Source organism: Brevibacillus sp. WF146, from assembly GCF_001673705.2.
Taxonomy (GTDB): Bacteria; Bacillota; Bacilli; order Brevibacillales; family Brevibacillaceae; genus Brevibacillus; species Brevibacillus thermoruber.
This window is the reverse complement of sequence record NZ_CP109943.1, coordinates 1,862,870-1,874,550: the sequence shown is the minus strand read 5'-3', so window position 1 is coordinate 1,874,550 and position 11,681 is coordinate 1,862,870. Positions and strand designations below refer to the sequence as shown.

Annotated in this window: 13 protein-coding genes; 2 read left to right on the top strand and 11 right to left on the bottom strand. The window is 57.4% G+C overall.

Going from position 1 to position 11,681, the window contains the following annotated elements; all coding sequences use genetic code 11:
* Positions 1–3 precede the first annotated feature (3 nt).
* Positions 4–1,626 carry a spore germination protein gene (locus A6764_RS09285; protein ID WP_065066724.1) on the bottom strand — a complete coding sequence of 541 codons (1,623 nt, stop codon included), beginning with the start codon at positions 1,624–1,626 and terminating at the stop codon, positions 4–6.
* A gap of 159 nt (positions 1,627–1,785) precedes the next feature.
* Between A6764_RS09285 and ligD the strand changes: the two genes are divergently transcribed.
* Complete coding sequence (gene ligD, locus A6764_RS09280; RefSeq protein ID WP_044899072.1) at positions 1,786–2,691, top strand: non-homologous end-joining DNA ligase; 906 nt, start codon at positions 1,786–1,788, stop codon at positions 2,689–2,691.
* Between the two features lie 134 nt (positions 2,692–2,825).
* Complete coding sequence (gene lgt / locus A6764_RS09275) at positions 2,826–3,626, top strand: prolipoprotein diacylglyceryl transferase (protein WP_065066725.1); 801 nt, start codon at positions 2,826–2,828, stop codon at positions 3,624–3,626.
* Positions 3,627–3,894: 268 nt separating this feature from the next.
* On the opposite strand, the gene A6764_RS09270 is transcribed toward lgt, so the two are convergent.
* The 10 genes from A6764_RS09270 to A6764_RS09225 are packed head-to-tail and all read right to left on the bottom strand — an operon-like array spanning position 3,895 to position 11,671.
* On the bottom strand, positions 3,895–4,680 hold the full coding sequence (locus A6764_RS09270; RefSeq protein ID WP_065066726.1) for a 2-keto-4-pentenoate hydratase: 786 nt from the start codon (positions 4,678–4,680) through the stop codon (positions 3,895–3,897).
* 13 nt (positions 4,681–4,693) lie between these two features.
* Positions 4,694–5,722: a 4-hydroxy-2-oxovalerate aldolase gene (gene dmpG, locus A6764_RS09265; protein ID WP_065066727.1), complete on the bottom strand. Its 1,029-nt coding sequence runs from the start codon at positions 5,720–5,722 to the stop codon at positions 4,694–4,696.
* Positions 5,723–5,744: 22 nt separating this feature from the next.
* Positions 5,745–6,632, bottom strand: a complete 888-nt coding sequence (locus tag A6764_RS09260; protein WP_065066728.1) for an acetaldehyde dehydrogenase (acetylating) — start codon at positions 6,630–6,632, stop codon at positions 5,745–5,747.
* Complete coding sequence (locus A6764_RS09255; RefSeq protein WP_065066729.1) at positions 6,625–7,410, bottom strand: 2-keto-4-pentenoate hydratase; 786 nt, start codon at positions 7,408–7,410, stop codon at positions 6,625–6,627. Before A6764_RS09255 ends, A6764_RS09260 begins: the two co-directional genes overlap by 8 nt.
* Before the next feature lie 25 nt (positions 7,411–7,435).
* Complete coding sequence (locus tag A6764_RS09250) at positions 7,436–8,905, bottom strand: aldehyde dehydrogenase (RefSeq protein WP_029100135.1); 1,470 nt, start codon at positions 8,903–8,905, stop codon at positions 7,436–7,438.
* Between the two features lie 11 nt (positions 8,906–8,916).
* Positions 8,917–9,378: a RidA family protein gene (locus A6764_RS09245; protein ID WP_029100134.1), complete on the bottom strand. Its 462-nt coding sequence runs from the start codon at positions 9,376–9,378 to the stop codon at positions 8,917–8,919.
* Positions 9,379–9,380: 2 nt separating this feature from the next.
* Positions 9,381–10,391: an amidohydrolase family protein gene (locus A6764_RS09240; RefSeq protein WP_029100133.1), complete on the bottom strand. Its 1,011-nt coding sequence runs from the start codon at positions 10,389–10,391 to the stop codon at positions 9,381–9,383.
* Entirely contained in the window at positions 10,376–10,921 is a 546-nt protein-coding gene (locus A6764_RS09235) for a 3-hydroxyanthranilate 3,4-dioxygenase (RefSeq protein ID WP_029100132.1), read from the bottom strand. Before A6764_RS09235 ends, A6764_RS09240 begins: the two co-directional genes overlap by 16 nt.
* A complete protein-coding gene (locus tag A6764_RS09230) occupies positions 10,918–11,127 on the bottom strand; it encodes a 2-hydroxymuconate tautomerase (RefSeq protein ID WP_029100131.1) in 210 nt (69 codons plus the stop codon). Before A6764_RS09230 ends, A6764_RS09235 begins: the two co-directional genes overlap by 4 nt.
* On the bottom strand, positions 11,114–11,671 hold the full coding sequence (locus A6764_RS09225; protein WP_065066730.1) for an NADPH-dependent FMN reductase: 558 nt from the start codon (positions 11,669–11,671) through the stop codon (positions 11,114–11,116). Before A6764_RS09225 ends, A6764_RS09230 begins: the two co-directional genes overlap by 14 nt.
* Between the last annotated feature and the right edge of the window lie 10 nt (positions 11,672–11,681).

Sequence of the window (11,681 nt, the reverse complement as noted above, 5' to 3'; positions counted from 1 at the left end):
CCTTCATCCCTCTCCTCGCGTGCGGCCTCCGTCACCTGTCCCCGATCCGCCTTGGCGAACGGTGCCGGAGCTGCCTGCGTCGCGCTGCTGTTGGCTGGTATGGCCGGCCCGCAGCCGACGGGCGTCCTGCACGCCGAGAAAGCTGGGCCGTTTGTTCATGTAGGACCAGGGAGCACGAATCAGCACGTCCTTCAGGTCGCCCACCGACATCGGCGCGATCGGCGACAGGTAGGGGACGCCAAGCGAACGCAGGTTGGCCAAGTGTCCCATGATCAGCAAAATGCCGACGAGAATCCCGTAGATGCCCAGAATCGAGGCGGCGATCATCAGCGGAAAACGCAGCATCCGGAGCGCGATGGAGGCGTTGAAATGGGGGACGGTAAACGAAGCGATCCCCGTAATGGACACGACGATCACCATCGGCGCCGACACAATCCCAGCCTCCACGGCCGCCTGCCCCACGACAAGAGCCCCCAGGATGCTGACCGCCTGACCGACCGTTTTGGGCAGGCGGACCCCGGCCTCCCGCAGCGCCTCAAAGGAGATTTCCATGATCAGCGCCTCCACGATCGCCGGAAACGGGATGGATTCCCGCGCCGCCGCGATGCTGAGCAGCAGGGTGGTGGGCAGCATCTGCTGATGAAACGTGGTGATGGCCACATAAGCGGCGGGCGTGAGCAGCGAAATGAGCAGAAACAGATAGCGCAGCCAGCGGATCAGGGTAGCCATCTGGAACCGTTCGTAGTAGTCTTCGTTCGCCTGCAGCATGATCCAGAACGTGGTGGGCACGATCAGCACCATGGGCGTTCCGTCGACCAAAATGGCGACCCGCCCTTCCAGCAGCGCTCCCGCCACCGTATCCGGCCGCTCGGTATACTGGACCTGGGGAAACGGAGAGTACATGTTGTCCTGAATCAATTCCTCGATGTACCCCGACTCCAAAATCCCGTCGATTTCGATCACACTGATGCGCCGTGTCACTTCTTCCACCAATTGCGGGTCGGCAATCCCCTCCAGGTACGCGAGCGCCACGTTGGTATTGGTTTCCCTGCCAATCACCAACGATTTCATTTTCAACCGGGGGGTCTTGAGTCTGCGCCGAAGCAGGGAGGTGTTGGTCCGAATGTTTTCGATGAAGCCCTCCCGCGGGCCGCGCACCACCGCTTCCCCCTCCGGCTCGTCGACAGAGCGCTTTTCCGGGCCGCGCATGCCCAAGGTGAGCGCCTGCGTGTTTCCGTCCACCATAATGCCGGTGTCGCCCGACAGCACGGCCTGCAAAAACTCTTTGTAATCCTTCGCCTTGGAGATTTGCGAGACCGGCAGAAGAGCCTCTTCGATCACTTCGACGTCGTCATCGCCGCTCTCCAGGATCATCAACGCCTCCAGCGCCTGGTTGACCGCTCTCGTATCGATCAGGCCGTCGACGAATACGGCCACGGCCGGGACGCCGTTTTTCATCTTGAACTCGCGGATGACAAAGTCGGAGCAGTCGGAAAACAGCCGTTTCAAAAAGAGCACATTCTCCTGCAGGGCGGCGAAGACAGGAACCCCCTCCAGATCGGTCAAACTGCAGGTATTGATCGTTTTGAGCCATTCTTCCTTGTTGGGTGTTCCGTTGTGAGCCATCGCATTCACCAACCGTTGGCAAGCTATCCGTATTATGGGTGCCGGACCGGCAAAATATGCAGACGGCGCCGCCGCATAACTGTCCCGCGCCGGGGCATAGTAGTGGCAAAACTTCGGATGCCATCCCGAACATTTCTCCGGAAAGAGGGTGTCAAAGCCATGCCGACCGCCGCGGCCGATCTCGTTTTGACCGTCGAAGGCAGGGAACTGACCGTCACCAACCCGCAAAAACCGCTTTGGCCGGAAGCAAACGTCACCAAATGGGACTATATCCGCTACCTGTTGGAGGTGGCGCCTCCCCTGCTGCGCTACGCCCAAAACCGCCTGTTGACCGTGATCCGCTATCCGCACGGCATTCACGACAAGCATTTTTACCAGAAAAACCTGCCCGAGTACGCGCCGGACTGGATTGCCACGAGCCGCTGGGAAAACACGCGGTATCCGCTGTGCAACGACACCGCCACGCTTGTCTGGATGGCCAATCAGGCTGCGCTGGAGTGGCACGTGTCGTTTCATCTCGCCCACGATGAAACGCCGACCGAGCTGGTGTTCGACCTGGATCCTTCCACGCCCGAGTTCGCCCCCGCAGCCGAGACGGCGCTGCTGTTAAAGGAAGTGCTGGACGGGTTGAATCTGCCCTCATTCGTCAAGACATCGGGGGCCAGCGGTCTGCAGGTCTACATCCCGATCGAGCGGCGCTACACATTTGACGAAACCCGTCAGGTCGGTCAATTCGTCGCCACTTATCTGGCGGAGAAACACCCGAGCCTGGTCACGATCGAACGCCTGGTAAAAAACCGGGGAACCAAGCTGTACGTCGACTATCTGCAGCACTGGCGGGGCAAAACGCTGCCCGCTCCCTACTCCACGCGCGCCCGCCCGCAGGCGACCGTCTCCACTCCGATCACGTGGGACGAGGTGCCCCGCATTCATCCGACCGACTTTACCGTCCATACCGTGCCCCCGCGGCTCAGGGCACGGGGAGATCTGTTCGCGCCGGTCCACGATCCGGATCTGCGGGCATCCCTGGACCCGATTCTCTCCTTTCTCGCCAAGCGGAGGTAATGGAAGGGGAACCCCCGGCGGACCTCGCCCCTCCTCCCGCTTTGCGTTTTCTTTCGCCTTCCCTCAATTGGAACTGGCTGTGCCGTTTGTGCTATACTGGGCATCAGATGGTTGAAGGCAAGGAGGAATTCATCATGATTGATCCGATTGCGTTGTCGCTCGGCCCCATCAAGATCCACTGGTACGGTGTGATTATGGGGCTGGCGTTTTTCCTGGGCACCTATTTGGCCCGCTACAACGCCAAACGGGCCGGGATCGATCCCGACCACGTGCTGAACATGGTCGTCCTGATCATCCCGGCCGCGATCATCTGTGCCCGCTTCTACTACGTCATTTTTGAGTGGGAGCAGTACAAAGACAACCTGTTTGACGTGATTGCCGTGTGGAAGGGCGGACTGGCTATCCACGGCGGGTTGATCGGCGGTTTTCTCGCCGGTGCCTGGTACGTCCGCAAGCACAATCTTCCGTTTCTCAAGCTGGGGGACGTGCTGATTCCCAGCGTCATTCTGGGACAGGCGATCGGCCGCTGGGGCAACTTTATCAACCAGGAAGCGCACGGAGGGCCGGCCACGGAGGAGTTCATGTCGCACTTTCCCGCGTTTATCCGCGAACAGATGTACATCGGCGGCCAGTACTACCACCCCACGTTCTTGTACGAATCGCTGTGGAACCTCGTGGTCTTTGCCATCCTGATGGTCATGCTGTACCGGTTGAAACGCTTTGACGGGCAGGTGCTGTTCAGCTACATGATCCTCTACTCGCTCGGCCGCTTCTTTATTGAGGGCATGCGAACCGACAGCCTGATGCTCGGCCATACGCTGCGCGTCGCCCAGCTTGTCAGCCTCAGCCTGATCGCCGTCGGGGTCGTGCTGCTGCTGGTGTATGCCCGCAAAAGCAGGCAGCAGTCCGATCACTCCCAACATTCGTCGGAATGACGAACACATACGCCCAAAAAACCGATCCGTGTAGTATGCACCCCTTAAACGTAGACGTTGGAACCCCCAGGGTTGACCGATCAATACGTTAGGGGGTGCATTCTTTTCTTACAGTCAACGGCCAATCGTTCCCACCAGCTCTTGTCCCTGAGACGCCCGGAAAGCAGTTGAAATACATAAGGACGTGTCTGGACTGATCGGAACAGATACGGTTGAAACAAAATAAGCCGACCCCGGTCGCGTACCGGGGCCATCTAGCAAATTACGGTCATTCCTTGACGGTAAACTCAATGGAGCCCAGTCCGTCCCATTTGGCAGAAACGACATCGCCGACAGCAAGTGGCTGCGCTCCGGTAATGCCGCCGGTCAAGATCAGTTGGCCGGCTTGCAGCTTGCGCCCTCTGCGAGACAGCATGTTGGCCAACATGGCGACGGAATGGGCCGGATGTCCCAGCACTGCCGCCCCTGCGCCCAAATCTTTCAATTCCCCGTTGATGGAGAGGGTAACTCCGACCAGATCCAGTTCCAGCTCATCCGGTCTGCGCAGCCTCGATCCGATGAACACACGGGAAGCGGACGTGTTGTCCGCGATCACGTCGGGGAGGGTGAACTGAAAATTCAGGTAGCGGCTGTCGATAATCTCCAGGGCGGGAACGACGTATTCCGTGGCGGCCAACACGTGAGCGCCCGTCACTCCCGGTCCTTCGATATCCCTGCCGAGGATGAACGCGATTTCCGCTTCCACTTTCGGATGAATCAGTTCACGGAAAGACAGGACGCCGCTGTCAACGGACATGTAATCAAACACATGGCCGTAGATCGGCTCGTTTACGTTCATCTGCTTCATTTTGGCCCGGCTGGTAAAGCCCATTTTCAGCGCGATCACCCGATGGCCCTGCTCGCGCTTGATGGCAACCAGCTCATCCTGGATCCGGTACGCATCCTCTACCGACAAGTCTGGATATTCAGCCGTAAGTTTCACCTCTTCCTGCCGGTTGAACTCCGCATCGACCAGCTTTTGCGCCAATGATCTGTAGGAATGTTCCGCAAGCAAGCTGTCCACCTCCTTATCGCAGTCCCGCTGCACTGCGCTGCTTCAAGATTTCCGCAGCGACATCAATGATCATGTCTTCCTGACCGCCTACCGCTTTTCGCTTCCCGAGCTCAATCAGGATATCGCGAGAATCAATTCCGAACTTCTTCGCGGCACGCTCCGCATGTAGCCGGAAGCTGGAATACACGCCTGCGTATCCGAGGACCAGGCTGTCCCGGGTAATCTCCTGCGGAACCTGAAGGATGGGCGCAACGATCTCTTCCGCCAGATCCATCATTTTGTAAAGATCAATGCCGGTTTCGATGCCCATCCGTTCCAGCACGGCGACCAGCACTTCCGTTTGCGTATTGCCCGCGCCGGCCCCCAAACAGCGGACACTGCCGTCGATGCGCGTTGCCCCTTCCTGAATCGCCGCCAGCGTGTTGGCCATCGCCAGGGACAAATTATTGTGCGCGTGGAACCCTATCTCAACGCCGATGCTTTGCTTTAATGCCCTGATTCGTTCGGCCACTTCATGAGGCAGCAGGGCGCCGGCCGAATCAACCACATACACCGCATCGGCTCCGTAGCTCTCCATCAGTTTCGCCTGCTCGACCAGTTTTTCCGGAGGTGCCATGTGAGACATCATCAAAAAACCGACGGTGAAGAGGCCAAGTTCTTTGGAGCGGGCAATGTGTTGAGCGGAAATATCGGCTTCGGTAACGTGCGTCGCGATCCGCGCCATGCCGACACCCAGCTTCACAGCGGCATTCAAATCCTTGATTGTGCCGATTCCCGGCAGGAGGAGCACACCTACCGTCGCCTGTTTGCAGACGGCAACTGCCGCCTCGATCAGTTCCATCTCATTCGTTCGGGACAGCCCGTACTGCAAGGAAGAACCGGCCAGACCGTCTCCATGGGAAACTTCGATGAAGGGAACATTCGCCTCGTCCAAAGCGCGGGCCACGCTCACCACCTGTTCCACGGTAAATTGATGGTTGATCGCATGGCTGCCGTCGCGAAGCGCCACTTCCGTGATGAGAATATCCCGTTTACCACTCATCTGTTTCGTCTCCTTTCCAGTTTCAGACGGATGCTGCGTTCACGTGGTGCGCGGCAAATTCCTCCGCCACTTTCACCGCCGTCGCTGTCATGATGTCCAAATTGCCGGAGTAGGTGGGCAGGTAATCGCCGGCCCCTTCCACTTCCAAAAAGACGGTGACTTTGTTGCCGTCGAAAATGGGCTCGGTACGGAGACGGTATCCGGGTACGTACGATTGAATATAGCCTGCGGTTTGCTCAATGGATGCAGCAATCGCCTGTTCATCCAGCGTTTCTTCGTCAACCAGCGCATACACCGTGTTCCTCATCAAAATCGGCGGCTCTGCGGGGTTCAGGATGATAATCGCCTTGCCTTTCTTCGCGCCGCCAATGGCTTCGATGCCGTGGGCGGTGGTTTCCGTAAATTCGTCGATGTTGGCGCGGGTGCCCGGACCGGCGCTTTTGCTGGAAATGGTGGCGACAATCTCAGCGTAGTTGACCGGGCTCACGCGGTTAATCGCGTGAACGATCGGAATCGTCGCCTGGCCTCCGCACGTAATCAGATTGATGTTTTTTTCGTGCAGGTGGGAACCGAGATTTACGGCCGGAACGACATATGGGCCGACTGCGGCCGGAGTCAGGTCGATGGCAAGCTTGCCCGCTTCCCGGAGGGCCTTGGCATGACGAATATGCGCTTTCGCAGACGTGGCGTCAAACACGATGTCGGCAAGTTCCGGACTGTTTTCCAAAAACTGCTTCAGTCCACCGTCGAACACTTCATAACCGCGCTGCTTCGCCATGCGCAGTCCCTCCGAGTCGGGATCGATGCCGATCATCGCGGTAAGCTCCAACTGGCTTGACCGGCCCAGCTTTATCATCAAATCGGTGCCGATGTTTCCGGAGCCGAGAATGGCAACCTTTACGTTAGACATGAAATCTCACTCCCACTTCCCCGAGATGGGCGATTCGCGCGCTAAAACAGTCTCCGGGGGCCGCATTGACCGCCGCAGACAGGGCACCAGACAGAATCACTTCCCCGGCTTTTAGCGTAATCCCGAACTCAAACAGCTTGTTGGCCAGCCATGCCACGCAGTTGGCAGGGTTGCCCAGCGCCGCTGCTCCCACACCGGTATTGACCAACTCGCCGTTTTTGTAAAGGGCCATACCAGCCAGCGCGAGGTCGATTTGATCCGGCTTCACGGGGCGTCCGCCCAGCACGTACAAACCGGAGGAGGCATTGTCTGCGATCGTATCCTGCAGCTTGATCTTCCAATCCGCGATCCGGCTGTCCACAATTTCCAGAGCAGGGAGGAGATAATCGGTCGCCTGCAGCACGTCTGACGCGGTGACGCGCGGCCCCTGCAAGTCGCGTTTTAATACGAAGGCAATTTCCCCTTCCACCTTGGGCTGGATCACGCGCTGAAACGGAATCTCCCCTCCGTTTTCCACGGCCATGCCCGCTAGCAAATGACCGTAATCAGGCTGGTCGACCCCGAGCAATGTCTGCATGGCTAACGAGGTCAACCCGATTTTCTTCCCGACAACGACGTCGCCGGCCTTCACTTTTCGCTCAATCGTGTGCAGCTGCACGCGGTACGCTTCTTCTGTCGTGATATGCGGGTCCAGGGCGGTTAACGGCTCTACCCCGCGGCCGCTTCGTTCCGCCTCCGCCAAATGGTCGGCAAATTTCGTGATTTTTGCCAAGTCCAACGACGCTACCTCCCTGTGTGAGATTTCATAGTTTCATGGTAACGGTCTTTGCTTCCGTATAGAATTCAAAGCTGTGCCGCCCACCTTCACGGCCGATGCCGCTCGCTTTTGCCCCGCCGAACGGCGTGCGAAGGTCGCGCACATACCAGCAGTTGATCCACAACAGGCCGGACTGCACCTGAGCTGCCACCCGGTGGGCACGTCTCAGGTCGTTCGTCCAGACCACGCCGGCCAATCCGTAGATCGAGTCATTGGCGATGCGAATCGCTTCTTCCTCCGTTTTGAACGGAATGACGACTACGACCGGGCCGAAAATTTCCTCCTGGGCCACCCGCATTTTATTGTCTACGTCATAAAAGACGGTCGGCTCGTAGAAGTTTCCGTCACCCAGGCTGGTGATTCGCTTGCCGCCGTAAGCAAGCTTGGCGCCTTCGGCCAGACCGATCTGCACGTAGTCATCGACCGTTTTCAGGTGGCTGCGCGATACGAGCGCCCCCATATCCGTCTCCGGATCCAGCGGATCGCCCACCTTGATTTGCTGCACCGCCTTCACGAATTTGTCGAGGAACCGGTCGTAAATGCTTTCCTGCACCAGCAGCCGCGACCCGGCCAGGCAGATTTCTCCCTGGTTGCGGAAAATCGCTTCGATGGACCCCTTCACCGCTTCATCGAGATCGGCGTCTTCAAACACGATGTTTGCCGACTTTCCGCCCAGTTCGAGAGAGACCGGGATCAGCCGGGAAGCGGCGTTTTTCATGACCGTCTTGCCCGTCGTCGTCTCGCCGACAAACGAAATCCGACGTACGTAGGGATGCGTGGTCATCGCCGTGCCGACGGTTCCTCCCGGGCCGGTCACGATGTTCAAAACGCCCGGGGGCAGGCCTGACTCATTGGCAATTTCACCCAGCATCACGGCGCTCAGGGGAGTATAAGAGGCCGGCTTCACCACCACGGTATTGCCGGCTGCCAGGGCCGCGGAAGCTTTCCAGGTCATCTGCATGAACGGCAGATTCCACGGAATAATCAGGCTGGTCACCCCTGCGGGAGCGTATTTCGTGTACGACATGAAATTGCGCATCTCGTAGTTTTCATGAATCAGGTATTTGGCCATCTCGGCAAAAAAGCGCAAGTTCCAGGCAGCTCTGGGAATGTCAAAGCCGTGGCTCTCCTTGATCGGCTTGCCGACATCGAGCGTTTCCACCCAGGCCAATTCGTCCACCCGTTCCATGACGAGGTCGGACATTTTGCAGAGAATCTTCGCCCGTTCTTCGACAGGCATACCGCTCCAGACGCCGCTTTCAAAGGTGCGCTGCGCCACTTCAATCGCCTTGTTCACATCTTCCTCGCCGGCATTGGCCACCGAGGCCAGCTTTACATTGGTCGCCGGGTTGATCGTGTCGAACGTCTCGCCGGATATGGCGTCGATGTATTCGCCGTTGATGAACAGCTTGGCGTCTTTTATCTTTCTTTCTCTTTCCTGTGCAGTCTGGCTCATCTGCATCCTCCCTACTCCTCAATTTCCACGATCATCTCAACTTCGACCGCGTTGTTGTGCGGAAGCTGCGCCATGCCTACCGCAGAACGTGCGTGTTTGCCTTTCTCACCGAAAATCTGCACCAGTAAATCGGAGGCGCCGTTCATCACCTTGGGTTGATCCGTAAAATCAGGAGCGCTGTTGACAAAGCCCAGGAGTTTGACAAACCGTTTCACTTTGCTCAATTCGCCGATCTCCCGTTTGACGACCGCCAGGAGATTCAGCATGCACTGTCTTGCCGCCAGATAGCCTACTTCCACCGTAACGTCTTCTCCCAGTTTGCCGCGGTACTCATCCGTCCCTTGACCGGCAAGAAACAGGAGATTGCCGGTGCGAACGCAGCCCACGTAATTTCCCGCAGCCTGCCGCGGTGCAGGCAGCGTCAAGCCCAGTTCCTGCAATCGCTGTTCGGGTGTCGCAGCATGTATCGTCATCGTTACCTCACCTCCACCTGGCTCATGTTCAGGAAGCGAAGCGCGTTTTCCCCTAGCATCGCCCGCTTCTGTTCTTCCGTGACCGTCAGCATCTGGTCAATGACCTCGCCCGGGGGAATTTCCCGAAGCAGGAACGGGTAATCGGAGCCCATCAGGATCCGCTCGTGGCCAAAGCGGTCAATCATGTACTGGATGTTCGCCGGATCATAGACCAACGAATCAAAATAGAAATTCTTGGCGTAATGGCTGGGCGGCTGTTCCAGCAGCCGGAGATGGGGCCATACCTTCCAGCCCTGGTCCAGCCGGGGAAGAATGTAAGGGAATGATCCCCCGCCGTGGGCCAAACAAATCCGCAGGCGGGGGAATTTCTCGATCACGCCCCCAAGGATCAAGCTTGCTGCAGCGAGGGCCGTTTCGCTCGGCATCCCCACGGTGTACATGAGATTGTGGCGAGGCATCCGCTCTCTGCCCAACGTCTCCCACGGGTGGACAAACAGCGGCACGTCCCACTTCTCGCACATCTCGAAAAATTCCAGGAAAGCAGGGTCATCCAGATTGTTTCCGTTCACATTGGTGCCGATTTCAATCCCTTTCAGGCCCAGTTCGTGAACGCAGCGATCCATTTCGCGGATGGCGACGGCCGTGTTCTGCAGAGGAACCGTTCCAAGACCCACAAACCGGTCGGGATGCTGTTTCACGGTTTCCGCAATGAAATCGTTTTGGATGCGGGCCATCACTTCCGCTTCTTCAGCGGGCGCCCAATAGGAGAACGTGACGGGAATCGGAGACAGCACCTGGATGTCCACCTTTTCCCGGTCCATATCCTGGATCCGCTTCGCAGAGTCCCACACCTGGTCGGTTACTTCGCGGAACACCTTTCCCCCGACCAGGATATGGGCGCCGCATGCGCACGTCCGGTGCAGGACAGGCCAGCGTTCCCCCTTGAATGTTTCGGCGAAGTTCGGCAGGTCTTCCGGGATGATATGGGTATGAAAATCTACTCGCATTTCCATTCGCTCGCTTCCGGCGGCATGACGTACCCGCAGTTTTTGCAAGTCCGCAGCTCCAGGCTGCCGTTGAATCCTTCGATCGCTTGTTTTACCTGCGTTTCGATATTGGTCAGCTGGACGGTAACGCGGTGCATTTCATGGTCGCATTGATCGCAGAACCAGACAAAGTCCTCCAGCTCTCCCTGAGCCCTGCTGCGCTCAATGACAATGCCGATGGTATCGGCCACCCTGTGCGGCGAGTGCGGAACATTGGCCGGGAGCAGGAACATTTCACCTTCCCGCACGGTGATCACTTCGCGTTTGCCTTCCTGATTGATAATTTCGACGTAACAATCCCCCTTCAACTGATAGAAAATTTCTTCGGAGGGATCGACGTGGAAGTCGCGCCGTTTGTTCGGTCCGCCCAGCACCATCACCATCAGCTCCGCGTCTTTCCAGATCACTTTGTTGTTGACCGGAGGTTTCAGCTGGTCCTTGTTTTCCTCGATAAATTTCCACAAATTGATCGGTGCGAACATGCTCGTCGTACTCATGTCAATCGCTCCTTTTCCGCTTGGATTTCTTTCACCGTCTTTCCGCCAATCGCCCAATGGTTCAACGGAATCTCGTAAAGGATGATCCTGATCCGTTCGGGTGCGACCTGCAGGGTTTCGGAGACCGTTTGCGTTACATCGGCAATCAAACGCTCCTTCACCTCTTGATCTCGTCCCTCCAGCAGCTTGATCTCAAGAATAGGCATGAATGTCACCGGCTTTTAACGCTTTTTGCATATGGACCACTTCTTCGGCCAGATTCTTGATCCGCTGCAGTACGTCTTCGTCCACCAGTTCATTCTGCCGGTTGAAGTGGTCGGTATTGGCGTACACATAGCCGGGTGCGACGTACGCCCGGAAGTATCCGGCGATGGGCTTCAACTGATTTTCAATCACCAGAAAATGCTGATACGTGCCCCCGTTGGCGACAAACCCCATCACTTTATGGCGAAGTGCCTCTGGATTCACCAGGTCGAACAGGTTCTTCAGCACGCCGGTGATCGATCCTTGGAAAATCGGCGTGCCGATGATGTAGAAATCTGCCGAAGAGACGATGTCGATCATCGTTTTCGTATCACCGGTATAGGTCGACGGATCGCGTCCGTCACAGAACTGGACATCGTACTGCTTCATATCCAGCAGTTCCACTTCCAACTCCGGATCCAATTTCTTCGCTTCCTCCAGAACCTTTTCCACGAGTATGCGCGTTTTTGCCCCCACGATCGTTCCTGATATGCCTAACAACTTCATCCCGTTTTCC